The sequence below is a fragment of the Bradyrhizobium sp. SZCCHNS1050 genome (assembly GCF_032484785.1).
Taxonomy (GTDB): Bacteria; Pseudomonadota; Alphaproteobacteria; order Rhizobiales; family Xanthobacteraceae; genus Bradyrhizobium.
In genome coordinates this window covers 1964248-1990853 of record NZ_JAUETR010000001.1, presented here as the reverse complement: position 1 = coordinate 1990853, position 26606 = coordinate 1964248, and the positions used below count along the sequence as shown (strand labels likewise).

At 65.8% G+C, this 26606-nt stretch carries 24 protein-coding genes; 13 read left to right on the top strand and 11 right to left on the bottom strand.

Annotated elements, in window-relative coordinates:
- Positions 1-23 precede the first annotated feature (23 nt).
- The 4 genes from QX094_RS09025 to QX094_RS09010 all read left to right on the top strand — a co-directional run bounded on the left by QX094_RS09025 (position 24) and on the right by QX094_RS09010 (position 4719).
- Positions 24-1406: a tetratricopeptide repeat protein gene (locus tag QX094_RS09025; protein WP_410052221.1), complete on the top strand. Its 1383-nt coding sequence runs from the start codon at positions 24-26 to the stop codon at positions 1404-1406.
- Positions 1407-1529: 123 nt separating this feature from the next.
- The gene (locus tag QX094_RS09020) at positions 1530-3434 is read left to right on the top strand and encodes a propionyl-CoA synthetase (protein WP_315716306.1); all 1905 of its coding nucleotides are present in this window, start codon (positions 1530-1532) and stop codon (positions 3432-3434) included.
- Positions 3435-3531: 97 nt separating this feature from the next.
- On the top strand, positions 3532-3804 hold the full coding sequence (locus tag QX094_RS09015; RefSeq protein ID WP_315716305.1) for a hypothetical protein: 273 nt from the start codon (positions 3532-3534) through the stop codon (positions 3802-3804).
- A gap of 183 nt (positions 3805-3987) precedes the next feature.
- Positions 3988-4719 carry an OmpW family protein gene (locus QX094_RS09010; RefSeq protein WP_315751420.1) on the top strand — a complete coding sequence of 244 codons (732 nt, stop codon included), beginning with the start codon at positions 3988-3990 and terminating at the stop codon, positions 4717-4719.
- Between the two features lie 286 nt (positions 4720-5005).
- On the opposite strand, the gene QX094_RS09005 is transcribed toward QX094_RS09010, so the two are convergent.
- Entirely contained in the window at positions 5006-5701 is a 696-nt protein-coding gene (locus tag QX094_RS09005; protein ID WP_315716303.1) for a DUF1013 domain-containing protein, read from the bottom strand.
- A 267-nt stretch (positions 5702-5968) separates the two neighbouring features.
- Here QX094_RS09005 and ispH point away from each other — a divergent pair, with 267 nt between their 5' ends.
- From ispH to rnhA, 3 genes are all read left to right on the top strand, one after another.
- On the top strand, positions 5969-6937 hold the full coding sequence (gene ispH / locus QX094_RS09000) for a 4-hydroxy-3-methylbut-2-enyl diphosphate reductase (RefSeq protein ID WP_315716301.1): 969 nt from the start codon (positions 5969-5971) through the stop codon (positions 6935-6937).
- A 147-nt stretch (positions 6938-7084) separates the two neighbouring features.
- Positions 7085-8059, top strand: coding sequence for a homoserine kinase (locus QX094_RS08995; protein WP_316187838.1), 975 nt, complete (start codon positions 7085-7087; stop codon positions 8057-8059).
- On the top strand, positions 8056-8520 hold the full coding sequence (gene rnhA, locus QX094_RS08990; RefSeq protein WP_315716299.1) for a ribonuclease HI: 465 nt from the start codon (positions 8056-8058) through the stop codon (positions 8518-8520). Before QX094_RS08995 ends, rnhA begins: the two co-directional genes overlap by 4 nt.
- Here rnhA and QX094_RS08985 read toward each other — a convergent pair.
- The 6 genes from QX094_RS08985 to QX094_RS08960 all read right to left on the bottom strand — a co-directional run bounded on the left by QX094_RS08985 (position 8517) and on the right by QX094_RS08960 (position 15980).
- Positions 8517-8798, bottom strand: a complete 282-nt coding sequence (locus tag QX094_RS08985) for a hypothetical protein (RefSeq protein ID WP_316187837.1) — start codon at positions 8796-8798, stop codon at positions 8517-8519. The genes rnhA and QX094_RS08985 overlap by 4 nt on opposite strands.
- 145 nt (positions 8799-8943) lie before the next feature.
- A complete protein-coding gene (locus QX094_RS08980) occupies positions 8944-9429 on the bottom strand; it encodes a peroxiredoxin (RefSeq protein ID WP_315716297.1) in 486 nt (161 codons plus the stop codon).
- A gap of 144 nt (positions 9430-9573) precedes the next feature.
- On the bottom strand, positions 9574-11265 hold the full coding sequence (locus tag QX094_RS08975) for a long-chain fatty acid--CoA ligase (protein WP_316187836.1): 1692 nt from the start codon (positions 11263-11265) through the stop codon (positions 9574-9576).
- A gap of 191 nt (positions 11266-11456) precedes the next feature.
- Positions 11457-12872, bottom strand: a complete 1416-nt coding sequence (locus QX094_RS08970; RefSeq protein WP_316187835.1) for a D-alanyl-D-alanine carboxypeptidase family protein — start codon at positions 12870-12872, stop codon at positions 11457-11459.
- Between the two features lie 173 nt (positions 12873-13045).
- Positions 13046-14836 (bottom strand): glucan ABC transporter ATP-binding protein/ permease, encoded by a 1791-nt coding sequence (locus tag QX094_RS08965; RefSeq protein WP_316187834.1) that lies wholly within the window; start codon positions 14834-14836, stop codon positions 13046-13048.
- Positions 14837-14924: 88 nt separating this feature from the next.
- Positions 14925-15980, bottom strand: coding sequence for an ABC transporter substrate-binding protein (locus QX094_RS08960; protein WP_316187833.1), 1056 nt, complete (start codon positions 15978-15980; stop codon positions 14925-14927).
- Between the two features lie 276 nt (positions 15981-16256).
- Between QX094_RS08960 and QX094_RS08955 the strand changes: the two genes are divergently transcribed.
- From QX094_RS08955 to QX094_RS08935, 5 genes are all read left to right on the top strand, one after another.
- Complete coding sequence (locus tag QX094_RS08955) at positions 16257-16658, top strand: hypothetical protein (protein WP_315716292.1); 402 nt, start codon at positions 16257-16259, stop codon at positions 16656-16658.
- A gap of 105 nt (positions 16659-16763) precedes the next feature.
- A complete protein-coding gene (gene hisE, locus QX094_RS08950; RefSeq protein ID WP_316187832.1) occupies positions 16764-17165 on the top strand; it encodes a phosphoribosyl-ATP diphosphatase in 402 nt (133 codons plus the stop codon).
- 69 nt (positions 17166-17234) lie between these two features.
- Entirely contained in the window at positions 17235-17816 is a 582-nt protein-coding gene (locus tag QX094_RS08945) for a YqaA family protein (RefSeq protein ID WP_316185633.1), read from the top strand.
- Positions 17816-18442 carry a hypothetical protein gene (locus QX094_RS08940; protein WP_316187831.1) on the top strand — a complete coding sequence of 209 codons (627 nt, stop codon included), beginning with the start codon at positions 17816-17818 and terminating at the stop codon, positions 18440-18442. Before QX094_RS08945 ends, QX094_RS08940 begins: the two co-directional genes overlap by 1 nt.
- 143 nt (positions 18443-18585) lie before the next feature.
- Positions 18586-19554, top strand: coding sequence for a nitronate monooxygenase family protein (locus QX094_RS08935; RefSeq protein WP_315716289.1), 969 nt, complete (start codon positions 18586-18588; stop codon positions 19552-19554).
- A gap of 81 nt (positions 19555-19635) precedes the next feature.
- On the opposite strand, the gene QX094_RS08930 is transcribed toward QX094_RS08935, so the two are convergent.
- The 4 genes from QX094_RS08930 to QX094_RS08915 all read right to left on the bottom strand — a co-directional run bounded on the left by QX094_RS08930 (position 19636) and on the right by QX094_RS08915 (position 25374).
- Positions 19636-21207: an ABC transporter substrate-binding protein gene (locus tag QX094_RS08930; RefSeq protein ID WP_315826560.1), complete on the bottom strand. Its 1572-nt coding sequence runs from the start codon at positions 21205-21207 to the stop codon at positions 19636-19638.
- 212 nt (positions 21208-21419) lie between these two features.
- Positions 21420-22952, bottom strand: coding sequence for an ABC transporter substrate-binding protein (locus tag QX094_RS08925; protein ID WP_316175715.1), 1533 nt, complete (start codon positions 22950-22952; stop codon positions 21420-21422).
- Positions 22953-23083: 131 nt separating this feature from the next.
- Entirely contained in the window at positions 23084-24694 is a 1611-nt protein-coding gene (locus QX094_RS08920; protein WP_316185451.1) for an ABC transporter substrate-binding protein, read from the bottom strand.
- A 44-nt stretch (positions 24695-24738) separates the two neighbouring features.
- A complete protein-coding gene (locus QX094_RS08915; RefSeq protein WP_315716285.1) occupies positions 24739-25374 on the bottom strand; it encodes a hypothetical protein in 636 nt (211 codons plus the stop codon).
- Between the two features lie 519 nt (positions 25375-25893).
- Here QX094_RS08915 and minC point away from each other — a divergent pair.
- Positions 25894-26589 carry a septum site-determining protein MinC gene (gene minC, locus QX094_RS08910; RefSeq protein ID WP_315716284.1) on the top strand — a complete coding sequence of 232 codons (696 nt, stop codon included), beginning with the start codon at positions 25894-25896 and terminating at the stop codon, positions 26587-26589.
- Positions 26590-26606: the final 17 nt, after the last annotated feature.

Below are 26606 nucleotides of genomic sequence, written 5' to 3'. Positions count from 1 at the left end.
AAATTCGAGCCGAGTCCATGCCGATGCACGCTTTCATTCGTTCGATTTCATCCTGCTCATCCTACCTCGCGCTGGGTCTTGCAGCCGGTCTTGTCCTTGGCCTCGGGGCCCAGCCTGCATTCGCCGCGGACCCCGAATGCGCTTTGGGCAGCAAGGCGCCCCCGTCCGAGCTCATCACCGCCTGCTCGACCGCAATCGAGCAGGCATCGAGTTCGCCGAAGGATCAATCCATCGCCTTGGTTGCCCGCGCCGATGCCCGTGCGCGTATCTCGGGCGGCCTGACCCAGGCCCTGAAGGACCTCGACCGTGCCATCGCGCTCGACGGCAAGAATGCGCGCGCCTATCGGCTGCGTGGCGACCTGATGCGCGAAGCCGGTGGCGATGCCGGCAGGGCGGCGGCCGATCTGAGCATGGCGATCTCGCTCGATCCGAATGACGCCGAAGCCTATGAGCTGCGTGGCGTTGTCTATACCGAGCAGCGCCGTCTTGATCGCGCTCTGGCCGACTACGACCAGGCGATCCGGCTGAAGCCCGACTACGCGCAGGCCTTTGCCGACCGCGGCGTCGCCTTCTACCTGCGCGGCGACAACGAGAAGGCCGTGCGCGACTATGACGAGGCGATCCGGCTCGACCCGAAACGGCCGCGCACATTCACCAACCGTGCCGCGGCCTACAAGAAGCTCGGCCAGATGGACAAGGCGCTGGCCGATGACGATGAGGCGATCCGGCGCGATCCGAAGGTGTCGGAATATTACGACAATCGTGGCCTCACCTACGCCGCCATGAAGGAGTACGACAAGGCGATCGCCGATTATGATCAGGCGATCAGGATGGAGCAGCGGGCAAATTTCTTCACCAACCGCGGCGATTCCCATCAGTTCAAGGGCGAGCTCGGCGCGGCGCTCAGCGACTACGACGCCGCGCTGCGGCTCGATCCGAATTTCGCGCTCGCCTACAACAACCGGGCGGTGCTGTACAAGAAGATGGGCGAGCGCGCCAAGGCGCTGGCCGACTACGAGGCCGCGCTGCGGCTGGATCCCGGCAACGACAATGCCATCGCCGGCCGGCGCGTCATGCTGGCCGAGATCAAGAAGTTCGGCGCCGAGCCGCCGCGTCCGTTGAACGCGCCGTCAGAGCGAAGCGGTCCGTCGTTCGATTGCGCCACGGCCGCGCGCGAGGTCGAGAAGGTCATCTGCGCCGACCCGCAGCTCTCGGTGCTCGATCTCGGCATTTCCGAAAGCTATGCCCGGCGCTTGAAGTCCTCCCGCGGCCGCGCCGCTGCCGAGCTGCGCGGAACGCAGCGTGACTTCATCGCGGAGCGCAATGCCCGGTTCGGCAAGCCCGGCTACGACCTTCGTCTAGACCTGCAGCGTCGCCTGGATACCCTCCGCGATGGAGCGCATTGATCCGGCCCGGAAAATGGCGCGGACGTCCGGGCCTGCCTGATCTGGATCAATTCATGACGGCTTGAACTGTCGCTTTGTCCCGTGACAATACTCGGGAATAAACACAGATCTTGGGGAAACGTCATGAGCGCTGCGAGCCGCTATCACGAGGTCCATGCACGGTCGCTGCAGGACCCGGAAGGGTTCTGGGCCGAGGCCGCCCGCGCGATCGACTGGATCGAGCCGGCCAAGACCATCTTCGATCCCGCGATGGGCGCCTACGGCCGCTGGTTTGCGGGGGCCGTCGTCAATACCTGCTACAACGCGCTCGACCGCCACGTCGCCGCCGGCCGCGGCGATCAACTGGCGCTGATCCACGATTCGCCGCTCGCCAGCTCGGTCACGAAGCTCACCTATGCCGAGATGCTGAAGGAGGTGCAGACGCTCGCCGCGATCATGCAGGATTTCGGCGTCGGCAAGGGCGACCGCGTCATCCTGTATATGCCCATGGTGCCCGAGGCGATGGTCGCGATGCTGGCCTGCGCGCGCATCGGCGCGGTGCATTCGGTGGTGTTCGGCGGCTTCGCGGCCAAGGAGCTCGCGACCCGCATCGACGACGCCACGCCCAAGCTCGTGCTGTCGGCGAGCTGCGGCATCGAGCCCGGCCGCATCGTGCAATACAAGCCTCTGCTCGATCAGGCGATCGAGCTCGCCGACAACAGGCCCAAGGCCTGCATCGTCCTGCAGCGTCCCGAGCATGTCTGCGAGCTGAAGCCCGGCCGCGATTACGACTGGGCGGCGCTGCGCAAGTCTGCGCTCGCCAATGGCAAGCTGGCGCCGTGCGTGCCGGTGCTGGCGACCGATCCGCTCTACATCCTCTATACCTCCGGCACGACCGGCAAGCCGAAGGGCGTGGTGCGGGACAATGGCGGGCACCTCGTCGCGCTGAAATGGTCGATGGAGAATCTCTACGGCATCAAGCCGGGTGAGGTCTGGTGGTGCGCCTCCGACATCGGCTGGGTGGTTGGCCACAGCTACATCATCTACGGCCCGCTGATCCATGGCGCGACCTCGGTGATGTACGAGGGCAAGCCGGTCGGAACGCCCGATGCCGGCGCGTTCTGGCGCGTCATCAGCGATCATAAGGCGGTCGCTCTGTTTACCGCGCCCACGGCATTCCGCGCCATCCGCAAGGAGGATCCGGAAGGTACTTTCTTGCGCAAATACGATCTATCGCATTTCCGCACCCTGTTCCTGGCCGGCGAGCGCGCCGATCCGCCGACGGTGGAATGGGCCGAGCAGCAATTGAAGGTGCCGGTGATCGATCATTGGTGGCAGACCGAGACCGGCTGGTGCATCGCCGGCAATCCGGTCGGCCTTGGCCTGTTGCCCGTGAAGCACGGCTCGCCGACGGTGCCGATGCCGGGCTACCAGGTCGACATCGTCGACGAGGCCGCCAAGCCCGTGCCCGCCAACACCATGGGCTCGATCGTGATCAAGCTGCCGATGCCGCCCGGCTGCCTGCCGACCCTGTGGCAGCAGGAGGACCGCTTCAAGGAATCCTATCTCAGCGAATTCCCCGGCTACTACAAGACCTCAGACGCCGGCTACAAGGATGAGGACGGCTATGTCTTCGTGATGGGCCGCACCGACGACATCATCAATGTCGCCGGCCACAGGCTGTCGACCGGCGGCATGGAAGAGATATTGGCCTCGCATCCCGACGTCGCGGAATGCGCCGTGCTCGGCATCAAGGATGCGATCAAGGGCGAGGTGCCGTGCGGCTTCATCGTGCTCAAGGCCGGTGTCTCGCGCAGCCCGTCGCAGATCGAAAAGGAGATCGTGGCGCTGGTACGCGACAAGCTCGGACCGGTCGCTGCGTTCAAGCTCGCCATCACCGTCGGCCGGTTGCCGAAGACGCGCTCCGGCAAGATCCTGCGCGGCACGATCAAGAAGATCGCCGACGGCGAGCAATGGAGCATGCCGGCCACGATCGAGGATCCCAAGGTGCTCGAGGAAATCGGCGAGGCGCTGAAGAGCCGCGTCTGACACGACGCCGCTGAACGTGCCCCGGGCTTGACCCGGGCGCCCATTCTCGTCAAGCAACGGCGTCAGACCAGCCCGATTGACGAGAATGGAACGTTCGATGCGACAGACCTCCGCCCGCCTGGCCCTGGTGCTGATGGCCGTATTTTCGCTCTCGGCCTGCGCCTCCCGCAACCAGGGTCCCGCGGTGGCGCTCGGCAATGACGACGATGATGCGGTCTGTCAGGCCGGTGGCAAGGTCGCGCCGGGCTCCGCCGAATATGTCGCCTGCCGCAAGGACCGCGACGTGCAGCGGCAGCGCGCCGAGGCACGTGCCGACCGCCGGCAGCGCGATCTCGGCGAATACATGATGAACCACCCCGACCGGCCCTGAGCGCCAGTGCAAGCGCCTCTCATGGCGCGTGACTTCGATGCAACAGTTGCGTGACATCGGCGCTGCAACAATGCCGATTGATTGAGATCAAATCCAACTCCATGGCGTCCCTGCCACATCTGTGACCGCAAGGCGCGGCCGTGCCCGCGCAGATGTTGCTCAAGGGTGGCTATGGGGATCTCGATGAACAGGATGTTGAAACTCTCGTCGTCGCTGCTGGTGCTGGCGGCGATCTGCGGAGCCATGGGCTCGGCGCAAGCGGCCGACCTGCAGGCGGCGCCGGTCTACACCAAGGCGCCGGTGGTCGAGGCGTGGAATCCGTGGATGCTTCGTGTGCGCGCGCTCGGCGTGCTGCCGGATGCTGGCGGCTCCACCGTGAACGTGACCGGCGTGCCGGCGCTGTCGTCGCCGAACTCCGGCCTGTCGATCTCCAACTCGGTCGTGCCCGAGCTCGACATCAGCTACTTCTTCACCAAGAACATCGCGGCCGAGCTGATCCTCGGCGTCACCCGGCATTCCATCGGCGGCACCGGCTCGCTCGACGGCCTCAACATGGGCAAGGCCTGGCTGCTGCCGCCGACGCTGACCCTGCAATATCACTTCACCGATTTCGGCGCGTTCAAGCCGTATGTCGGCGCGGGTGTGAACTACACGGTCTTCTTCAACCAGAGCGCCGCGAACCAGGTGTGGAACGGTCTTGCCGTCACCAACCTGCACATCTCCAACCAGTGGGGCGCCGCGGTCCAGTTCGGCTTCGACTACATGCTCGACAGGCACTGGGGCCTGAACGTCGACGTCAAGAAGCTGTGGCTGCAGCCGAACTACTCGGCGACCGTCAACGGCGCAATTCCGGTCACCGGCCGCGCCAACATCGATCCGTGGCTGGTCGGCGTCGGCGTCACCTACAAGTTCTGATTTTTTCAGTTCCTCCCAAGACTGTCATGGCGCCGGCATTCCCGGCGCCATTTTTTTTGGACTGTTTGCGGGTCGCGAAGCTCGGGCTCGGGCCTGTAAAACAGGCGTCGTCCCGGCCTTGAGCCGGGGCCCATACGCCGCAGCGGGAGTGAGGAAAGACGCGCTGAGTTACAGCCAGCTTGGGCCGTCACGCAATCCTGTGGTTATGGGTCCCTGCGTTCGCAGGGACGACACCGATGGTGGGGCAGTCGCGGGTGAATTGACCCGAGGACAGGAGGTGCCCGTCCTACTCCTCCTCGTCGTCCTGCTTCTTGCCGCCGATGGTCTTGAGCTTGGCGAACACGGCGTCGACGTTGAGATCGTCCTCATCGCGGCCCGCCGGCTCGTACTCGTCCTTGCGCGTGGTCTCGGAGGCCGGGAGCAGGGTGGCGCCGCTGTAATTGGCGTCGAGCGGCTTTTCCTTGGCGGCACGCTGGACCTCGAAGTCGAGCTCGATCTGCGAGCACAGGCCGAGCGTCACCGGATCCATCGGCGTCAGTGTCTGCGCGTTCCAATGGGTGCGGTCGCGCACGCTCGCGATCGTGGTCTTGGTGGTGCCGACCAGGCGCATGATCTGGGCGTCCTTGAGCTCGGGATGGTTCCGCACCAGCCAGAGAATGGCGCTCGGGCGCTCGTGGCGGCGCGAGACCGGGGTGTAGCGGGGGCCCTTGCGCTTGGGCTGCGGCGGCAGCACCACCTTGCTCTCCTGCAGCCGGAGCCGGTAATTCGGGTCGCGCTCGGCCTTCTCGATCTCCTCGCGGGTGAGCTGCCCGGTCGAGATCGGATCCATGCCCTTGATGCCCTGGGCGGCGTCCCCGTCGGCAATGGCGCGCACCTCCAGCGGGTGCATCTTGGTGAAATCGGCGACCTGGTCGAAGGTCAAGGCGGTATTGTCGACCAGCCACACGGCAGTTGCCTTCGGCATCAGCGGGGCGTTGCTCATGGCAAATCTCCTTTGTGCTCCGCCCCGGCCCTGGAGGCGAAACCTGCGGTCATCGGCGATGACGGGAATTGGCCCTATATAAGCCGTCCCGGGGGCAGGGCGCAATGGCCTGGAGAAAACGGCCTTGACAGCGCTCGAAAGCAGTCCCAAGTCCTACCCAAACGAGTGTCAGACCCAAGTTCTTCGCGTATCGACCGCCCCCGCTTGCCGGCCCGGGGGTCCGTGGTCGCCGAAACCAGCCCGCATAGATCAGCTCAGACCAGCCCCATGGCAGCCAAACCAGACCTCAAAATCGTGCTTTGCTCGCCGCGCGGCTTCTGCGCCGGCGTGGTGCGCGCCATCGACACCGTGGAACGGGCGCTCGCCATCTATGGCGCCCCGGTCTATGTCCGACACGAGATCGTGCACAACAAATACGTCGTCGACAGCCTGAAGACCAAGGGCGCCATCTTCGTCGAGGAACTGGCGGAGATTCCCGACAGTACCAATGCACCGGTGGTGTTCTCGGCCCATGGCGTGCCGAAATCGGTTCCGGCCGAGGCCCAGGCGCGCAACTTCTTCTCCCTGGACGCGACCTGCCCGCTGGTGACCAAGGTCCACCGCGAGGCGGCGATCCACTTCAAGCGCGGCCGCGAGATCCTGCTGATCGGCCATTCGCACCATCCGGAGGTGGTCGGCACCGTCGGCCAGCTTCCGGCCGGCGCCGTGACGCTGATCGAGACCGCCGAGGACGCGGCGACCTTCACCCCGAAAGACCCCAACAACCTCGCTTTCGTCACCCAGACCACGCTGTCGATCGACGACACCAAGGATATCGTCGCGATCCTCAAGGGCCGTTTCCCGAACATCTCGGGCCCGCACAAGGAAGACATCTGTTACGCCACCACCAACCGCCAGCTGGCGGTCAAGAAGGTGGCCCCGGTGGTCGATGCGCTGATCGTGGTCGGTGCGCCGAACTCGTCGAACTCGCAGCGCCTGCGCGAGGTCGCCGAGCGCGAGGGCTGCCCGATTGCCGTGCTGGCGCAGCGCGCCTCGGACATCGACTGGGCGCGCTTCGAGGGCATCAAGAGCCTCGGCATCACAGCCGGCGCCTCGGCGCCGGAGGTGATCGTCGAGGAGATCATGGGCGCTTTTGCCGAGCGCTACGTGCTCCATGTCGAGACGGTCTCTGCGGCGGAAGAGAACGAATTCTTCCCGCTGCCGCGCTCGCTCCGGCCGGAAGCGGCAGCCGAGTAAGTCGGCCGCTTCTTTTCCGCCCCCGGCGGCCTCTCGGCCTTGAACGTGGCGCCCGCATGCGCGATGAAGGGCGCTACGGGCCTGTTCGGTGACGAAGTTCGCATCGGAGAGGCGGGGGCAGGCGAACTTCGATAACTGGGATAGCGCATGGCGGTCTATACCGACGTCGCCGCCGACGAGCTTGCGGATTTCCTCAAGACCTACGACATCGGCGAGCTGCTCTCTTACAAGGGCATCGCCGAAGGGGTCGAAAACTCCAACTTCCTGCTCCACACCACCAAGGGCTCCTTCATCCTCACGCTGTACGAGAAGCGCGTGGCGGTGGATGACCTGCCGTATTTTCTGGGGCTGATGGCCCACCTCGCCGAGCGCGGCGTGAGCTGTCCGCAGCCCGCCCGCAACCGCGACGGGGCGGTGTATTCGAGCCTGTCCGGCCGGCCCGCGGCGATCATCAACTTCCTGGAAGGCATGTGGCCGCGCAAGCCGAACGTCACCCACTGCGCCGGCGTCGGCGCGGCGCTGGCGCAGATGCATCTGGCCGGACGCGACTTCCCGCTGGTGCGCAAGAATCCGCTCTCGGTCGCCGGCTGGCGGTCGTTGTTCGCGCAGGCCGCCGACCGCGCCGACACGGTGCAGGCCGGCCTCTCCGCGCTGCTCTCCGCCGAGCTCGATCATCTCGGGCGCTCCTGGCCGACGCATCTGCCGGAAGGCGTCATCCATGCCGACCTGTTTCCGGACAACGTGTTCTTCCTCGGCGACAAGCTCTCGGGGCTGATCGACTTCCCGTTCTCCTGCAACGACATTCTGGCGTATGACGTCGCGATCTGCCTCAACGCCTGGTGCTTCGAGGCCGATCATTCGCTGAACGTCACCAAGGCGCGCGCCTTCTTCAACGCCTATGGCCGCGTCCGGCCGCTGTCGGACGCCGAGCTGGAGGCGCTGCCGCTGCTGGCGCGCGGCGCCGCGATCCGCTTCCTGCTGACGCGGCTGGTGGACTGGCTCAACGTGCCGGCGGGGGCGCTGGTCAGGCCCAAGGACCCGCTCGAATATGTCCGCAAGCTGCGCTTCCACCAGGCGGTGACCAGCGTGCGCGACTACGGCATCGGCGGAGCATTGGCGTGAGCGAGCATCCGGTCGTCAGCATCTACACCGATGGCGCCTGCTCGGGGAATCCGGGGCCGGGCGGCTGGGGCGCGATCCTGCGCTTCGGCGACAAGGAAAAAGAGCTCAAGGGCGGCGAGCCGCACACGACCAACAACCGCATGGAGCTGATGGCCGCGATCTCGGCGCTGGAGGCGCTGAAGAAGTCGTGTCAGGTCGAGCTCTACACTGACAGCCAATATGTCCGGCAGGGCATCACCGGATGGATCCACGGCTGGAAGCGCAACGGCTGGAAGACCGCCGACAAGAAGCCGGTCAAGAACGCCGAGCTGTGGCAGCGGCTCGACGCGGCGCTGAAGCCGCACAAGGTCAACTGGCACTGGGTCAAGGGCCATGCCGGGCACGCCGAGAACGAGCGCGCCGATCAGCTCGCCCGCGACGGCGTGGCGATGGCCAGGATGCAGAAGAACGTGCGGAGTTAGCCATACCGCCATTTGAGCGTCCGGCGGACCAAGAGAGTCGCAACGATCAGTATGAGTTCTGCGCCCCAGAACCAGCGTCCTGCGCCCGTGAAGCCCATGTGCTCACGGGCCATGTACATCGCCAATCCGAGTACGATCAGCGCCATGACGCTGCCGATCCAGTAGAGCGGGTCGCGGGCCAAGCCGCTCGCCCAATGCTCTGCCGCATCCTCGTGAGCGCGGCGCATGCGCCATAGGCAAAATACGGCCAAGGCGCAGGTGATCAGGATTGTTGTCATACGACCTCCGAGCCTGCTCCTGTCTCTCCCTAGCGACAGAACGTTTCAGATACTCTTCTCGGTTCGGCAACAGCACGCAGGACCAAATAAGCAAAAGGCCCGCACGTGAGCGCGGGCCTTCATATTCAGATCAAGCCATGCTGGCCTAAAGCTGTCCGAGCAGCGTGTCGCCGCCGGAGACCTCGACCTTGCCCGGCGCGGCTTCGAGGTTCAGCTTCTTGACCACGCCGTCCTCGACCAGCATCGAATAGCGCTTGGAGCGGATGCCGAGGCCGGCGCCGGACGCGTCGAGCTCCATGCCGATCGCCTTGGTGAACTCGGCATTGCCGTCGGCCAGGAACACGGCCTCGTCGCGCTGGTCGGTGTCGCGCTTCCAGGCGTTCATGACGAAGGCGTCGTTGACCGAGACGATCGCGATGGTGTCGACGCCCTTGTCCTTCAACGCATAGGCATTGAGGAAGATGCTGGGCAGATGCATCTTGTGGCAGGTGCCGGTGTAGGCGCCGGGCACCGCGAACAGCGCGACCTTCTTGCCCTTGAAGATGTCGTCGGTGGTTTTGACCTGCGGGCCTTCGCCGGTCATGACGCGGAATTGGGCCTGCGGCAGCTTATCGCCAACCTGGATGGTCATTCGAGTTACTCCTTCCCCTGGATGTGTCTTGCGCGGTGCGCGCTACACTATTCGGCGGGCCGGAAACGGCAACGGCCCGCCGTGATCACGTATCCGTCATCGCACGTCCCTCATCGTGCGCCGGGATTCGCGGCGCCAATGGACTCAGGCCGCTGCTGCCGGCTTCTTCTTCTCGTCGCGCAGCTCGCGGCGCAGGATCTTGCCGACATTGGTCTTCGGCAGCTCGGTCCTGAACTCGATCTGCTTCGGCACCTTGTAGTTCGTGAGCTGCTCGTGGCAGTGCTTGATGATGTCCTCGGAGGTGAGGTTGGGATCCTTCTTCACCACGAACGCCTTGACGACCTCGCCGGTCTTCTCATCCGGCAGCCCGATCACGGCGGTCTCCAGCACGCCCGGATGGGTCGCGATGACCTCTTCGACCTCGTTCGGATAGACGTTGAAGCCGGAGACCAGGATCATGTCTTTCTTGCGGTCCACGATCTTGACCGAGCCGTCCGCGGCCATGACGCCGACGTCTCCGGTGCGGAAGAAGCCGTCCGCCGTCATCACCTTGGCGGTCTCGTCGGGACGATTCCAGTAGCCTGCCATCACCTGCGGGCCCTTGGCGCAGATCTCGCCGGGTTGTCCCAGCGGCACTTCGTTGCCGTCGTCATCGCGGATCGAGAGCCAGGTCGACGGCAGCGGCAGGCCGATGGTGCCGGTGAATTCCGTCGAGGTCGGCACGTTGCAGGTCAGCACCGGCGCGGTCTCCGACAGGCCGTAGCCTTCGGCGATGCTGCAGCCCGTCACCTGCTTCCACTGCTCGGCCACCGGGCGCTGCACGGCCATGCCGCCGCCGTTGGAGACCTTAAGCTTGGAGAAATCGATCTTGCGGAAGTCAGGATGATGCAGCAGGCCGTTGTAGAGCGTGTTGACGGCCGGGAAGGTGGTGACCTGATACTTCATGAGCTCCTTGATGAAGCCGGGGATGTCGCGCGGATTGGGGATCAAGAGATTGGCGCCGCCCGCGCGCACCGCGAGCAGGAAGCAGCAGGTCAGCGCGAAGATGTGGTAGAGCGGCAGCGCGCAGACGATCAGCAGCTGATCGACATGCGGCGGCTTGTCCATCACCGGCTGCAGCCACGCATCGTTCTGCAGCACATTGGCGACGACGTTGCGGTGGAGCAGCGTGGCGCCCTTGGAGACGCCGGTGGTGCCGCCGGTATATTGCAGGAAGGCGACGTCGTCCGGACCGATGGCGGGCTTCTGGAAGCGCTTGCCGCGTCCGGCGGCGAGCGCATCGTTGAAGGGGACCGCGCCCGGCAGCGAGAACGCCGGCACCATCTTCTTCAGGCGGCGGACGACGAGGTTGACGATCACGCCCTTGAAGCCGAGCAGGTCGCCCATGCTGGCGACGACGATGTGCTTGACCTGGGTGTGGCCGACCACCTGCTGCACCGTGTGGGCAAAGTTCTCCAGCACGATGATCGCCTCGGCGCCGGAATCCTTGAGCTGGTGCTCGAGCTCGCGCGGCGTGTAGAGCGGGTTGACGTTGACGACCGCGTAGCCCGCGCGCAGCACCGCGGAGATCGCGATCGGATATTGCAGCACGTTCGGCATCATCAGCGCGACGCGCGCGCCCTTTGCCAGCCCCAGGCCCTGCAGATAGGCGCCCATCGCGACCGACATATCGTCGAGCTCGCGATAGCTGATCGCCTTGTCCATGCAGATGAAGGCGCGGCGATCGGCGAATTTCCTGAAGCTCTCTTCCAGCAGGTCGACGAGCGACGGGTATTTGCCCGGATCGATATCGGCGGGAACGCCGGCCGGATAGTGCTTGAGCCAGATGCGCTCCATGACCCTTCCTCTCTGATCGTCTCTTGTTCGTCTATCGGCAGCCGCCGGCCTCGCTCGGGCCGGCGGCGCCAATATCGAATTTCCGGCCGTTCAAGGCAAGCGGCCGGCGCGGCGACGAAAGGGGAGGGACGGGCGATCCGGGCCGGGGGCCCGTGCCAATTGCTGGCTGCGGCCGTATGCGCCGCGCGGGATCAGCCGTCCTTCGGCGCGGGCTTGCCGTCCGTCTTCGGCTTTGCGGCAGCCTTGGGTTTGGTGGGCTTGGGCGCGTCGGAGCCGGCTTTTTCCGCCGTTTTTCCGCCGGCTTCGTGCTTGGCGGCGACGTGGCGGGCCGCGCCCGGCTTGGCCTCAGCCGGCTTGGCCTGCGGCTTCGCAGCGGCCTTCGCATCCGCATCGGTCTTGGCGGCGGTCCGGGTCGCCGGCTTGGCGTCCTTCCGGGCGGCGGCATGCGCCTTCTTGCCGCGGTGCTTGGTCGCGGTCTGCGCGTCGGCATCGGCGGCGACGGCGGCGATCAGCGCCGCGCCGGTGCGCGTCGGGCCGGTGTAGACCAGCACCGGCTCGGACGGGGCGGGCGCCGCCGCCAGCAGCTCGGACGGCTTCATGGTCGGCGTCTGCAGGCCGGCGAGCAGGGTGCCGCCGGTCGCTTCGCCGTCCGCACCGGCAACGGTGTCCTCGTCGTCGTCGCTGGCTGGTCGGTGGCGGCGGCCGTTGCACATGTCGTCGCGCAGGTTGGGCGGCGTCGCGTCGACGGGGGGCAACTGATCGACCGTGCCCAGCGGCGACTTCAGCCAGCTCAGCTGGTTGCCGTTGAAGCCACGGTCCAGCATCTGGATCGCGCGCACGGCGCGCATCTGTCCCGAGGAGGCGCCGAGCACCACCGCGATCAGGCGCTTGCCGTTGCGGGTCGCCGACGCCACGAGATTGTAGCCGGAGGCGCAGATGAAGCCGGTCTTGAAACCGTCGGCGCCGGGATAGCGCCCGATCAGCTTGTTGAAGTTCTGCACGACGCGGCGGCCGTAGCGGATCGACGGGATGTGGACGAAATATTCGTACTCGGGAAGATCGCGGATGATGGCGCGCGCCAGGATCGCGAGATCACGCGCCGAGGTGATCTGGCCGTCGGCAGGCAGTCCGTTCGGATTCACGTAGCTGGTCTGCGTCATGCCGAGCTTGCGGGCGGTGTCGTTCATCATCGCCGAGAAGCCGTCGATGGAGCCGCCGACGCCCTCGGCCAAGACCACCGCCATGTCATTGGCGGACTTCACCAGCATCATCTTCAGTGCGTTGTCGACGGTGACCTGCGTGCCGGGCCGATAGCCCATCTTCGACGGCGACTGTGATGCCGCGGTCGGTGAGACCGTGAACAGCGTGTCGAGCGTGATCCTGCCGTCCTTGACCGCCTTCAAGGTGACATAGGCCGTCATCAGCTTGGTGACCGATGCAGGGTACCACGGATAGGTCGCGTTCTGCGCCTCCAGCACCTTGCCTGTGTCGGCTTCGACGAGCAGCAGCGCCTCGGCATGGGCCCAGCGCGGCGCGAGCACGAGAGCGGCAGCGAGAGCGATGATCTTGATCGGGGCGTAGCGGAACAACAGGCGAAGCGTCTGCACTGGTCTGGTCCGGTCCTTTGAGACCCGCCTCGCGCGGCGAGGTGGGCAAGCGGGCTTTCGGGTTTCAAGCGTGTCCGGCGCCGCTTTGGTTGCGGCAGGCCGCGAACCTATACCGGCTCGACGCTCCAGAACAGAGGCGAGCCATTCAATTCCACGATGAAAGCGTCCCGCGATCAGGTCTTGACGATGGTGCCGTCGCTCTCGGGCACTGCGAGAGTCGCGCGCGCGCTCTCCTGCACCATGAACTGGGCCTTCGCGAGTTCCGCGAAGTGGCCGCCCTTGGCGACGAGTTCATCGAACGTTCCGCTTTCGATCACGCGTCCGTTCTCGAACACCAGGATTCGCGTCGCGTTGCGGATGGTCGAGAGCCGGTGTGCGATCACGAAGGTCGTGCGTCCTCTCATCACCTCGTCGAGCGCCGCGTTGAGCTTGGCCTCGGTGACGGCATCGAGCGCGGAGGTCGCCTCGTCGAGAATCAGGATCGGTGGATCCTTCAAGAGGGCACGCGCGATCGAGAGCCGCTGGCGCTCGCCACCGGACAGCATGCGGCCGCGCTCGCCCGCGTTGGTATCGAAACCCTGGTCGGCACGATCGATGAAGTCGAGCGCCTGGGCGCGCGCGGCGGCGGTGCGCAGCTCCTCGTCGGTCGCGTCGGGCTTGCCGACCAAAAGGTTCTCGCGGATCGAGCGATTGAACAGGAGCGCCTCCTGGAACACGACGCCGATGTTCCGGCGCAGCGCCGCGAGCTTCAATCCGCGCACATCCATGCCGTCGATCTTGATGAAGCCCGACTGCGGATCGAAGGCGCGATGCAGGAGCGCGATCGCCGTCGACTTGCCGGCGCCGGTCGGGCCGACCAGCGCGATGGTCTGGCCGGGCAGCGCGGTGAAAGTGAGGTCCTCCACCGCCGGCCGCTTGCCGTCATAGGAGAACGACACATCGTTGAATTCGACCAGGCCCGAGAGTCGGCCGACCTCGATCGCGTCGGGGCGGTCGCGCACGGCCGGCACGGCATCGAGCACGGTGAAGAACTCGGCCAGCCGGGGCGCCTCCATGAACACGTTGTTGATGAAGGACACGACCTGCTCCAGCTTCTGGATCAGCATGGTCGCGAACGACACGAACATCACGATCTCGCCCACCGACGTCAGCCCGGCCTGATGCAGGGCGATGCCGAGCGTGAAGATCGCGAGCACGGTGATGGTGGTCGAGGCACGCGTGATGACCGTCACCAGCGCCCACCAGCCGAGCACCGGCATCTGCACCGACAGCAATTGTCCGGCGACGGTGCGCAGGCCCTGCACCTCGGCATCGATGCGCACGAAGCTCTGCACCAGCGCGACGTTGCCGAGCGCGTCGGAGGCACGCGCCGACAGGTCGCTGTAATGCTCCTCGACCTCGCTCTGCATGCCGTAGGTCTTGCGCACCACCAGCGTCGTCAGCACGGTGAACACGACGCACAGCACGAACAAGAGGATCGCGAGCCGCCAGTTCAGATAGAGCGACAGCGGCAGCAGCACCAGCACCGACATGATCGCGGCGAAGTGCTCGCGGAAGAACGACAGCCACAGCTTCCACAGCGCGTCGGTGCCGTTGATCATCACCTTCATCAGCCGGCCGGAATGCGTGCCGGAATGGAACGTCAGCGGCAGCTGCAAAATGTGCTCGAAATAGCTCGTCAGCACCGCGTGGCGCTGCCGGTGCGCCAGCCGGTCGGCCTGCAGCGCGACCCAGGCGCTGGCCAGAATCGTGAACAGGCCGAATCCGGCCCAGGCCGCGAGCAGCGGCCAGGCGGTGCTGGCCGAGGCCTTGCCGGAGAGCGAGTCGACAATGCGTCCGAACAGCACCGGCTCGGCGAACTGCGCCACCGCCAGCGCCAGGTTGGCAATCGCGAGAAACCAGCCGAGCCGCGCCTCCTTTCCGAGCAGATGGAGCACGCGGGCATAGATGCGGAGCAGGGACATGGGCGGGGCGCTTCGTGTCGGCAGTTGGAATCAGCGCTGGGCGCGCGCGGCACCATGTTAGCAAGGGAACGGCCGCCGCGGCGAGCGCTCAGTTGACGAGCCGGCTGTCGGCGGGTGGCAGGAAGCTGTCGTCGAAGATGTCGGCGGGTTGCGGACGCCTGTGGTGGAATTTGCCGTCCTCGGCGAGCTGGTCGAGGGCCCGCTCGAACCGGGCGGGCTCTATGCCGCCGATGCCATCGCGGCGGACGTCCGGCGTCAGCACGTTGTCGACGAGCACGCTCTGCAGCCGCTGCAGCTCGAGCTCGCGGGAGCCGTCATCCATCCGGCTCACCACGTCGGCGATCGCGCCGGCAGGGTCCTTGATGGCAAGCTGGAGCCCCGATGTCAGCGCGCGCAGGAAGCCCTTCACCGCCGCCGGCTGCTTGGCCGCAAAGCCGGGATTGACGATCACCGCATGGCCATAGGCCTCGCAGCCATAGTCAGCGAACCGCAGCACCGCGAGATCGGCGGCGGGCACGCCGCGGTCGCGCAGATTGATCGCCGAGAGATACGAGAAGCCGCTGACGGCATCGACCTGGCCGGCGGACAGGATCGGCTCGCGCACGGCCGCGCCGACGCGCGACAGCTTGATGGTCTCGGGCCTGAGATGGTTGTGCCTCACGACCGCCGGCCACAGCCGGATCGAGAGATCGCCCTCGGCGACGCCGAGCGTCTTGCCTTCGATGTCGCCGAGCCCGTTGATGCCGCGACTCCTGCGCGCGATGATCGCATAAGGCGCCCTGTTGAACAGCACGAACACGGCCTTGACCGGCTGGCTGTTCGACGCGTCGCGATAGCGGATCAGCTCGTTGATGTCGGCGAGCGCCATGTCGGTCTCGCCGGAGGCCACCCGCGCGATCGCATCGGGAGAGCCCTTGGCCGTGGTGATGGTGACGGTCACGCCCTCGGTGGCGAACAGCCCGCGGCCGGCGGCGAGGACCAGTGGCGCCATGCTGCCATCGAGCGGCCGATCCAGCGCGAACATGACGGCGACCGGACGTTTCGGCTCCTCCGCTGCGGCTTCCTCTCTCGACAGGCATGAGGGCACGACGAAGGCGGCGAGGAGCGCCAAGGCAAGCAGGGTGACGGGTCGTCGCATGCGCATCATGTCACGCCGGTATTCGCAGGCCGTACCGGTCTTGTCACGCCGGTATTCTAATCAGTTCGCCGGCCATCGCGGGATCGAGATGTCAATTTCGTGACAACGTCGCGGTCTCGCTGCCGCTCCGGGCCGGCGGTGCCTGATCATGTCGGATCGAATGTGAACGGTCCATGAGCAAGGCCTGCGGCGATTTGCGGCTTCGACTTCGGGTTTCGCGAGGGGAACTGTGAACGCAGTTCGCGAGTTGGTACCCGAGATTAGATCGTACGGAGGATCCACATGATCGCACAGCGCGGAAGTTTTTCACGCTTTGGCCGTGCTACCGTCCTGGCGACGGTGGCCGCGGTGACTTTGACGGCCGTGCAGCCGACACTCGCCTTTGCCGGCTCCGCGCCGGCCGAGAAGGGCGTCGTCGCCAAGACGGCCAATGATGGCGGCCTGACCGATGTCAGCGCGCGCCGGCGCCACTATCGCGGCAATGGCGGCGCGGCGGCTGCGGCGGCGTTCGCCGGGATCGTCGGCACCGGGCTTGCCATCGCGGCGACGCAGAACCGCCGCTCCTACTACGAGGACAACTATTACTATGGCCGGCCGGCCTATTATGGCTACGGACCGCGCTATCAGTATTACGGCGGCGGCCCTTATTACGGTGGCGGCTATTACCATCACCCGCATTGGTGATGTGAGATCGGACGAAACGATCCGCCGGCCGCCGTGCCGGCGGATTTTTTCTTGCCTGCGGCGAACGTTAATATGCGGGTCATCGAATTTAACTATTGTGGCGAGATGACTGATTCGATCGATCGGCTCTATCGCGCTGTCCTGGCGGCCAGGGATCTCGACCCCGCGCGATCGCGCACGGCCAAGCTGATGCAGCAGGGCACGGCCAAGATGGCCAAGAAGCTCGCCGAGGAGGCGATCGAGGTTGCGATCGATGCCGTCGGCGGCGACGCCCAGGCCGTGGTGCGCGAAAGCGCCGACCTGATCTACAATCTGGCCGTGCTGTGGGCCGAGCTCGATGTCCAGCCCGAGGACGTCTGGCGCGAGATGGAACGGCGCGAGCTGATGCTCGGCATCGCCGAGAAGCTGCCGAAATCGCCGGTGAAGGTCGCCAAGGCCGCGCCCGGACGGGTGGCGGGGCGACCGATCGTCGCGGCCGAAAGCCGGACCCTCCGCAAGCGGCACTAGTGTGGCGGTCCGATTCGGGCCGACATATGGGCCATGGACAAATCCTGCCCGGTTTGCTTCATCGCCAGCATGCTCAGACGGATCTACGACTGGTGTATCGACGCCGCCCACAAGCCGCATGCCATGTGGATCATGGCCGCGGTTGCCTTCGCCGAAAGCTCGTTCTTTCCGGTGCCACCGGATGTGATGCTGATCCCGATGTCGCTGGCGAAGCCGCAGCGGGCGTGGCTGTTCGCCGGCGTCTGCACCGCGGCCTCGGTGGCGGGCGGCCTGGTCGGTTATGCCATCGGCGCGCTGCTCTACGACTCCCTCGGCCATTGGCTGATCCAGCTCTACGGCCTCGGCGACAAGGTCGAGGCGTTCCGTGCCTCCTACGCCGAGTGGGGCGCCGTCATCATCCTGGTGAAGGGATTGACGCCGATCCCCTACAAGCTGGTCACGATCACGTCGGGCTTCGCCGGCTACAATCTGTTTCTGTTCATCGTCTGCTCGATCATCGCGCGCGGCGGCCGCTTCTTCATCGCCGCGATATTGCTCAACCGTTATGGCGAATGGATCAGGGTGCGCATCGAGAAGCATCTCGGCCTGTGGGTGGCGATCGGCGCGGCCGTGCTGGTGGCCGGATTCGTCATCGCCGTGAAGCTGATCTGATGCGGCCGCTGCGCCCGGGGCTGGGGGCAGGCGCGGCGCTGCTCGCCGTCGTCTCGGTTCTCTCCGCCGCCGCGGCATGGGCGCAAACGACGCCTTCCTTGGGGCTGCGAGAAGCGCCGCAACAGCCACCGCAGCAGCCTGCCGTCCAGCCTGCGCCGCCCTCCAGTCCGGGTCTGGTGGAGGAGCTCGGCAAGCTGTTCGAGAAGATGTCGATCATTCCGCTGAAGCCTTCGGGCGATGCCCGCGCCGAGCCGCCGGCGGCCGGCAGCGATCCCACCGGCGCTGCCGCGGATCAGCCCGCCGCGACACCGGTGCAGCCCGGTGGCCCGGTCGCGCCGAAGGGCGGCGCCGACGTGCTGAAGGAGACCGGCGAGACCTTGTCGCGCCTCGCCCAGCCCTCGAGCATGATCTCCGGCCGCTCGGTCTGCCCGATCGCCGCCAACGGCACGCCGGATTGCAAGCTCGGCGCCGACCGGCTGTGCCAGGGCAAGGGTTACAAGGAAGGCAAGAGCCTCAACACCGATTCTGCGGAGACCTGCTCGGCGCGGGTGCTGATCCCCGGTCGCGAGCGCAAGCCGGGCGATTGCCGGACGGACACCTACGTGACCTCGGCGCTCTGCCAATGACGCCGGCACGCCAGCGTCTCAACGCAAGACCCTGGTCCGGCTTTTCCGGTCCCTCTGCGAGCGAATTGCCATCACGGCATGATGTCGGGCATGCTCGCGATCACGAGTGTTTCCGCATTTCAACGCAAGAGGAATTCCCATCCATGTCCATGCCCGCCTTGTTCAAGGGCCGCCTGACGATCCCGGTGATCGGCTCGCCGCTGTTCATCATCTCCGTGCCCGACCTGGTGATCGCGCAGTGCAAGGCCGGCGTGGTCGGTTCGTTTCCGGCGCTCAACGCGCGGCCGGCCGCGCTGCTCGACGAATGGCTGGCGCGCATCACGGAGGAGCTCGCTGCCTATGACCGGGCGCATCCGGAACGCCCGTCGGCGCCGTTCGCCGTCAACCAGATCGTGCACCGTTCCAACAACCGGCTCGAGCAGGATCTCGCGCTGTGCGAGAAGTACAAGGTGCCGATGATGATCACCTCGCTCGGCGCGCGCGAGGAGCTGAACCGGGCGGCGCATGGCTGGGGCGGCATCGTCTTCCACGACGTCATCAACCAGACCTTCGCGCACAAGGCGATCGAGAAGGGCGCCGACGGCTTGATCCTGGTCGCGGCGGGCGCCGGTGGACATGCCGGCACGATCTCGCCATTTGCCTTCGTGGCGGAGACGCGGAGCTGGTTCGACGGCCCGATCGCGCTGTCGGGCGCGATCGGGAACGGCCGCGCCATCCGTGCCGCGCGCGTGCTCGGCGCCGACTTCGCCTATATCGGCTCGGCCTTCATCGCCACCAAGGAGGCGAATGCGGTCGAAGGCTACAAGCAGATGATCACCAGCTCGGGCGCCGACGACATCGTCTATTCGAACCTGTTCACAGGCGTGCACGGCAACTATTTGAAGCCGTCGATCGTCGCCGCCGGCCTCGATCCGGACAATCTCCCGACCTCCGATCCGTCGAAGATGAGCTTCGGCACCGATGCCTCGGGCGAGCGCGCCAAGCCGAAGGCATGGAAGGAGATCTGGGGCTCGGGGCAGGGCATCGGCGCCATCAAGGACGTGCTGCCCGCCGCCGAGCTGATCGCGCGCTTCAAGAAGGAATATGACGAAGCAATCGATCCGCCGCTCTAAGCGGCTCCGCGACGGACAAAAGAAAAGCGCGGCAGCCAGGGCTGTCGCGCTTTTTTGTTGAGGTCGCAACAAGCGGGCGGGCTATTCCAGCTCGATCGCCTGGAACTTGCCGCGCTCGTCCAGCGCGGTGCCCCAGATCTTGTGCGAGGCCTGGTGTTCGGCGCGGCCGAAGCCGAGCTTGGCGCCGAGACCGAGATCGATGTCACGCATGTTTTCCAGCGTGTCGATCAGCGCCTCGGTGTCGAGCTGCGGGCCAACCCGGCGCAGCGCCTGGACCAGCACGTTGGCCGAGACGTAGCCTTCGAACGACACGTAGGACGGTGCCTCGCCCGGGAAGTACTTCTCGAGCGCGCTCTTGTATTCGAGCACGGCGCTCGAATAGCCGCCGACGGCCGGCACCACCTGGGTGACGATGACGCCGCTGGCATAGCGCGGGCCGAGCAGCATCAGCTCGTCCGAGAGCTCGGTCGAGCCCACGAAGGAGACGTTGGTGTAGATCATGTGCGGGAACAGATCGCGCGTCTTCTCGATGAACTTCGCGGCGGCGCGATAGGTTGCGACCATGACGATCGCCTTGGGCGGGTTCTTCAACGCCCGCAGCTGGTTGACCGCGTCGTCCACGTCGACCGTGTTGCGCTTGTAGTTGAGGCGCAAGATGGACGTGTCGGCAAGGCCGAGCGAGCGGAAGGCCTTGGCCACACCGGAGAAGCCGGCATCACCATAGGCGTCCTGCTGCGCGAACACGGCGATGTCCTTGGCCGGCAGGCGGCGCAGCTTGACCAGATAGCGAACGACGGTGTCGGTCTCTTCGGCGTAGCTGGCGCGATAGTTGAACACGTAGCGATCCGGCGGATCGTTGCGCAGGAGGTTGGCGCCGGTGAACGCGCCGTAGAACAGCACGCGGCGCTGCAGGGCGTAGGGCATCGCCACGGCAGAGGTCGGCGTGCCGACATTGCCGACGAAGCCGAACACCTTGTCCTTCTCGTAGAGCTGCTTCATCGCGTCCAGCGTCCGCGACGGCTCGTAGCCGTCGTCGGCCGAATAGAGCCGCAGCGAGCGCCCGGCGATGCCGCCGGCGTCGTTGGCGCGGTTGAAGGCGGCCTCGATGCCCATCTTCATCTGCCGGCCGAGCTCCTTGGCAGCGCCCGAGAACGGAGCGGCGATGCCGAAGCGGATCTCGTTGGCGGTGACGCCCTGCACGTTGGTGGTGGACGCCGGCGGCAGCGTCGCGGTCGGTGCCGTCGCAGCCACGGCCGCGGACGGGGCGATCACCCCGGCGAGGCTGGTGGCGGTCTGGCTCGGCGCGCTTTGCCCGAGCGAGCGCTCGAGCTCGGCGAGCTGGCGGCCCGCGGAGTTACAGTCGGTCTGAGCCGCCCCGACGCGGTTGCGTCCATCGGCGACGTAGCCGTTGAAGACGCGGGTGAGCTCGTCACGATCCGAGCCGCCGGTGGAGGCCTCCCGGATCACCTCGCGAAACTTGTCGACAATGGCCTGAACGCGGCCCTGGTCGATCGCCTGACAGGCGGATGCTGCTCCCACGATCGGCCCGACCCGGCTCGCAAGATTACGCACCACATCCGCATTGGTGCCCGCCGCGCTGGCGGGCGTTGCGAGCAATGCCGCAACCAAGAACACGCTACAACGAAAGTTCATTGCCACTATCCCACTTTGGACCCCATCCAGGTCTTCCGCCTGGTGAATTGACGCCGTGTCTGCGACGGAGAAGACATAAGACCGTCACCATGCACAGACCAGCCTTTCCTAAGAGCATGACCATTTCGGTAACCCGACACGCCTTTTTCCGATCATACTTTAGGACCTGCTAACGAAACGTCTTCACCAGTTCTTCCCCTTAGAAGCTAATTCTACTCAAGTTCGATTGCCTGATACGTGCCGGTTTCGTCGAGTGCGGTGCCCCAGATCTTGTGTGAGGCCTGGTGCTCCGCGCGTCCAAATGCGAGCGTCGTGCCGAGGCCGAGATCGAGGCTGCGCATCGATTCGAGCGTGTCGACCAGCCGCTCGGTGTCGAGCGGATTGGTCTGCTTCAGCGCCTGGATCAAAATCGTCGCCGCGATATAGCCTTCGAGAGACGTATAGTCCGGCGCCTCGCCGGGCGCGTATTTGGCCAGGGCGTTCTTGTAGTCGAGCACGAGGCTCGAATAGCCCGAAACCGCCGGCACGCCCTGCGTCACGATGACGCCGTTGGTGAAGCGCGGGCCGAGCAGCTTGAGCTCGGCCGCGAGCGAGGTCGAGCCGACGGCGGACACGTTGGCGTAGATCAGGCCCGGCACCGCGTCGCGCGTCTTCTCGATGAACTTCGCGGCGGCGCGATCGGTCGCTACCATGATGACCGCCTTGAGTCCCGGCTTGTGCGCCTTGACCTGATTGACCGCCTCTTCCACGTCCATCGTCGCGCGCGGATAGTTGATGCGCGTTACGGCATCGCCGATGTTCAACTGCCGGTAGGCCTTCGCGACACCGGCGAAACCGTCGTCGCCGAATGGGTCCTGCTGGGTGAACACCGCGATCTGCCTGGGCGAGACGCGCTTCATCTTGATCAGGTAGCGCACCAGCGCGGCCGTCTCCTCGGCGTAACTCGCCCGATAGTTGAAGACGTAGCGATCCGGCGGATCGCGTCGCACCACTGCTGCGCCGGTGTTCGGTGCAAAGAACAGCGTGCGCCGCTCCAGCGCATAGGGGATCGCCACCTGCGAGTTGGCGGTGCCGACGTTGCCGATGAAGCCGAACACCTGTTCCCTGTCGTAGAGCTGCGTCATCGCCGCCAGCGTGCGGTTCGGATCGTAGCCGTCGTCCGCCGCCACGAGACGGAGCATGCGCCCGTTGACGCCGCCGGCATCGTTGGTGCGTGCGAACGCGGCCTCGATGCCCTGCCGCATCTGACGCCCGGTCTCCTTGCGGATGCCGGAGAACGGCAGGACCATGCCGAAGCGGATCTCGCGGTCGGTGACGCCGCGCACGGGGCCCGCGGTGACGGCGCCAGTCGTCGTTTCGGCCTTGACCGGTGTGATCGGGGCCGTCGCCGCAGCCGGCTGGTCGAGCGAGCGTTCGAGCTCCGTCAGTTGCCGCTCCGCGGCGGCGCAGGCCGCCTGCGAGGCGCCCGTACGACTACGGCCCTCGGCGATGTAGCCATTGAAGCTGCGGGTCAGCTGATCGCGCTCGCCGTCATTCCTGGTCGCCTGGCGGATGGCTTCGCGGAATTTGTCGACCATGCTCTGGACGCGGCCCTGCGCGATGTCGGGGCACGCGGAGGCCTGTCCCACGATCGGTCCGACCCGGCCGCCAAGCTCCCTGACGACGTCGGGAGCCGCCGCCAAAGCGGGGCTGAAGGGAGCTACGAGAACACTCCCGATGATCAACGCGGACCAACGCACGGCCATCGAACCTTCCACCTGCTCAGCTTGTTTCAAACCCTCTTCGTTCTACTATTCGTGGCATTTCGAATTAATGTCGGGTTTCTCTGTCGCTCTTTTGTCCTGGTAGTTGAGGCCGTCGCGCCTCTAGCGGTATCCTATTCAAGTTCGACGGGTTGGTAGGTGCCGCTGTCGTCCAGTGCCGTGCCCCAGATCTTGTGCGAAGCCTGGTGTTCGGCGCGGCCGAAGCCGAGCTGCGTGCCGAGGCCGAGATCGATGTTGCGCATGTTCTCGAGCGTTTCGACCAGTTGCTCGGTATCGAAGTTCGGACCGGCGCGCTTCAGTCCCTCGATCAGGATGCTCGCGGCGATATAGCCCTCGAGCGAGGTGTAGTCGGCCGGCTCGCCCGGGGCATATTTCGCAAGTGCGGTCTTGTATTCGAGCACCAGGCTCGAATAGCCGGAAACGCCGGGCACGGTCTGGCTGACGATCACGCCCTCGGCGTAGCGCGGTCCGAGCAGCATCAGCTCGCTGGCGAGCGCCGAGCCAGCAACCGCGGAGATGTTGGCGAAGATGACGCCCGGAAATACGCCCTGGGCCTTCTCGATGAACTTGGCTGCGGCGCGCGTCGTCGCCAGCATCACCACCGCCTTGACCGGGGTCTTCAGCAGCTTCAGCTGATTGATGGCGTCGTCGACCTCGACCGTGTTGCGCGGATAGTTGACCCGCACGATCGAATTGTCGCCGACGCCGAGCGTGCGGAACGCCCTGGCCACCCCGGCGAAGCCGGCGTCGCCGAAGGCATCGTTCTGCGCGAACACGACGATCTGGCGCGGATGCAGCCTTCGCATCTTCACGAGATAATGGACCAGCGCGTCGGTCTCCTCGGCATAGCTCGGCCGGTAGTTGAAGACATAGCGGTCGGGCGGATCGTGGCGCACGACGTTGGCGCCGGTATAGGGCGCGAAGAACAGCGTGCGGCGCTCGAGCGCGTAGGGGATGGCGACCGCGGCGGTGGCCGAGCCGAAATTGCTGATATAGCCGAACACCTGCTCCTTCTCGTAGAGCAGCTTCATCGCATCCAGCGTGCGCGCGGGATCGTAGCCGTCATCGGCGGTGACGAGCTTCAGCATGCGGCCGTTGACGCCGCCGGCCTCGTTGGCGCGATTGAACGCCGTCTCGACGCCGATCTTGAGCAGTCGCCCGCTCTCCTTCACCGGTCCGCTGTAGGGAATGACCATGCCGAGCTTGATCTCGCTCTGCGTCACCCCGCGCACGTTGCCGGCCGGCGGCAGCAGTTGCGCCGGTACAGTCGCGGCCTGCGCCGTTGCAGGTCCGATGCTCACGGCAGACAGGTTCGCGCGCGCCGGAGGCGGCGCTGCGATGGATTGTTCGAGATCGGCAAGCTGCCGATTGGCGCCGCCGCAATCCAGCCGGCCTGACGTGACGAGGCTGCGACCTTCGGCGACATAGCGGTCCAGCAGGCGCGTCAGCTCGTCACGGTCGGCCTCGCTGGCGGCGGCCTCGCGGATGACGAGCTGGAATTTCTCGATGATGGCCTGGATGCGCGGCCGGGCGATGTCGCGGCACGCGAGCGCGGCGCCAATGATCGGGCCGACGCGGCTGCCGAGCTGGCGCGCCACGCTCACACTCTCGCCGGGCGCAGCAGCGGCCTCGCCGGCCACGAGGGACGCGAGCAGGATGGCTGCCATGCGGGCGTGAGCCAGCGGACGGCGTGCTGCCGCTTTCTGCGGTAGGACGTCGATCATCGTCGCCTGTGATGTGTTGGAAGTCGGATCAGTCGTGCAGAGGGTTAGCGAACCCGCTCCATCTGACCCGTCTTCTGGTTCCACTGCATGAACTGCTGCAGCATGGGCTTTTCTGGAGTGTCGGTCTCTGCCGTCGGCGCCGGAGCGTCCGCGAGCAGCGATTTGAACTGCGACAGCGCCGGAGCCTGCGGCTCCACCCGCTCGGGCAGCGCGCTGGTCTGGTCCGCCTTGGCGTCCTGGACGTCGGCGGCGACCGGCGGTAGCGTCTTCATCGACTGCACGGCGGCGACGAAGGACGAGCTCGCGTCGGGCTGGCGCCACACCGGCACGATGTTGACGAAGAACAGCGCGACGACGGCGGCGACGCCGGTTGCGGCGGCGAAGCGGCCGGCCACCTTGAACACGACCGACCGGCGGTCGCGCTCGCGCTCCAGATCCGGCGGCTCGCGCATGACTTGCGGATTCAGCGACTGGCGAAGGGATTCGAACACGGCGGTCTCCAGGCGAGCATCGAGCGGTCCTTGCTGTCCCGAAGCGGGACGCTCGGCCGCCTCCGCTGCCTTGGCATTGTCACCGACGAGAGATAGACGCGCGGCTTCCGGACGTTCGCGCAGCCACCGCGGCGCATAGTGCAGCGGGTCCTGCGGGTTCATCGGATTCTGTTCACTCAACGAACTCATACGCTACTCCTCTGACGCTCGATTCCGGTAAACTGATACGCTTCTGCCACGGTCGTATGAGAGCTAGTTTCAAACGAAGAGCGGGAGCTGGTCTGCCACTTCAGAGTATACGGAATCACTTGCAGAATCAGACGTTTCGCGTCGATCAGCGATCGCACGCCAGCGGTCCCTTCCTGCAAGGCGCCGTGGCACGTTTGCCGTGCCTTGGGCGCCTCTATCGATCCCATGCCCCGCCCCCTGACGAGTGTCAATCGATCGGAACCTCTTAAAGTCGTCGGTTCCGAATTATATGTACGTTAAAGTTATCATCATGATGTGATTAAAATGAGGCGTGACGGGTCTTGACGCAGATGCTCATGAATTGCGTCTCATTGATGCCAAGATTGCGCCTTGATTCGATCATCATCGAACTATGTCGGGCGGGCCGCTGTCGATTTTTGAGCGGCTTAGCGTCGATTTAACTATCCGTTAACCATCTGGCGCCGACAGTTAACCAATCACTAAGAAGGGTTGGGTCGGATGGTCATGAGTGCCAGCGCTGAAACGGTGCGTCCTGTTATTCGTCTGCGCGGGCGCTCCTACGTCGCCTTCGTGTTTTCGCCGGTTGTGCCGATTGCCGATTGGCTGGCTGAGCTCGATGCAACGCTCGCGGGCTCGCCCGGCTTCTTCGTCGGCAAGCCGATCGTGCTCGATCTCTCAGCGCTGGATCTGAGCCCGCTCGCCATCACCCATCTCATCAAGAGCATCGAGTCGCGCAACATCCGCGTGCTCGGTCTCGAAGGCGTCGAGCAGGGGCGGCTGTCGCTCGGCATGCCTCCCTTGTTGTCGGGCGGCCGTCACTGCGCCGTGCAGGAGATCGAGCCGGAGAAGCCGTCGCTGCAGCAGCCGACCTCGCTGCTGCTCGACCAGCCCGTACGCTCGGGCCAGTCGATCGTGTTTCCCGATGGCGACGTCACCGTGCTCGGCGCGGTGTCGTCGGGCGCCGAGATCGTCGCCGGCGGCTCGATCCACGTCTACGGCGCGCTGCGCGGCCGCGCGATGGCCGGCATCAACGGCAACGCGGCGGCGCGCATCTATTGCCAGAAGATCGAGGCCGAGCTGGTCGCGATCGACGGCTACTACCAGACCGCCGAGCAGATCGACGCCGCGTTGCGCGGCCGGGCCGTGCAGGCGCGGCTCGAAGGTCATTCCATGAAGATCGTTGCATTGAACTGAGTAGCAGGAGGATCCGT

Coding starts and splice junctions, on each gene's coding strand:
- minC (WP_315716284.1), top strand. CDS start 25,894: ATGGTCATGAGTGCCAGCGCTGAAACGGTGCGTCCTGTTATTCGTCTG.
- QX094_RS08925 (WP_316175715.1), bottom strand. CDS start 22,952: ATGGCCGTGCGTTGGTCCGCGTTGATCATCGGGAGTGTTCTCGTAGCT.
- QX094_RS09010 (WP_315751420.1), top strand. CDS start 3,988: ATGAACAGGATGTTGAAACTCTCGTCGTCGCTGCTGGTGCTGGCGGCG.
- QX094_RS08975 (WP_316187836.1), bottom strand. CDS start 11,265: ATGGAGCGCATCTGGCTCAAGCACTATCCGGCCGGCGTTCCCGCCGAT.
- ispH (WP_315716301.1), top strand. CDS start 5,969: ATGGCAGCCAAACCAGACCTCAAAATCGTGCTTTGCTCGCCGCGCGGC.
- QX094_RS08995 (WP_316187838.1), top strand. CDS start 7,085: ATGGCGGTCTATACCGACGTCGCCGCCGACGAGCTTGCGGATTTCCTC.
- QX094_RS08945 (WP_316185633.1), top strand. CDS start 17,235: ATGCTCAGACGGATCTACGACTGGTGTATCGACGCCGCCCACAAGCCG.
- QX094_RS08940 (WP_316187831.1), top strand. CDS start 17,816: ATGCGGCCGCTGCGCCCGGGGCTGGGGGCAGGCGCGGCGCTGCTCGCC.
- QX094_RS08960 (WP_316187833.1), bottom strand. CDS start 15,980: ATGCGCATGCGACGACCCGTCACCCTGCTTGCCTTGGCGCTCCTCGCC.
- QX094_RS09020 (WP_315716306.1), top strand. CDS start 1,530: ATGAGCGCTGCGAGCCGCTATCACGAGGTCCATGCACGGTCGCTGCAG.
- QX094_RS09015 (WP_315716305.1), top strand. CDS start 3,532: ATGCGACAGACCTCCGCCCGCCTGGCCCTGGTGCTGATGGCCGTATTT.
- QX094_RS08935 (WP_315716289.1), top strand. CDS start 18,586: ATGTCCATGCCCGCCTTGTTCAAGGGCCGCCTGACGATCCCGGTGATC.
- QX094_RS08920 (WP_316185451.1), bottom strand. CDS start 24,694: ATGATCGACGTCCTACCGCAGAAAGCGGCAGCACGCCGTCCGCTGGCT.
- QX094_RS08930 (WP_315826560.1), bottom strand. CDS start 21,207: ATGAACTTTCGTTGTAGCGTGTTCTTGGTTGCGGCATTGCTCGCAACG.
- QX094_RS08915 (WP_315716285.1), bottom strand. CDS start 25,374: ATGAGTTCGTTGAGTGAACAGAATCCGATGAACCCGCAGGACCCGCTG.
- hisE (WP_316187832.1), top strand. CDS start 16,764: ATGACTGATTCGATCGATCGGCTCTATCGCGCTGTCCTGGCGGCCAGG.
- QX094_RS08955 (WP_315716292.1), top strand. CDS start 16,257: ATGATCGCACAGCGCGGAAGTTTTTCACGCTTTGGCCGTGCTACCGTC.
- QX094_RS08985 (WP_316187837.1), bottom strand. CDS start 8,798: ATGACAACAATCCTGATCACCTGCGCCTTGGCCGTATTTTGCCTATGG.
- QX094_RS09025 (WP_410052221.1), top strand. CDS start 24: ATGCACGCTTTCATTCGTTCGATTTCATCCTGCTCATCCTACCTCGCG.
- QX094_RS08980 (WP_315716297.1), bottom strand. CDS start 9,429: ATGACCATCCAGGTTGGCGATAAGCTGCCGCAGGCCCAATTCCGCGTC.
- QX094_RS08965 (WP_316187834.1), bottom strand. CDS start 14,836: ATGTCCCTGCTCCGCATCTATGCCCGCGTGCTCCATCTGCTCGGAAAG.
- QX094_RS09005 (WP_315716303.1), bottom strand. CDS start 5,701: ATGAGCAACGCCCCGCTGATGCCGAAGGCAACTGCCGTGTGGCTGGTC.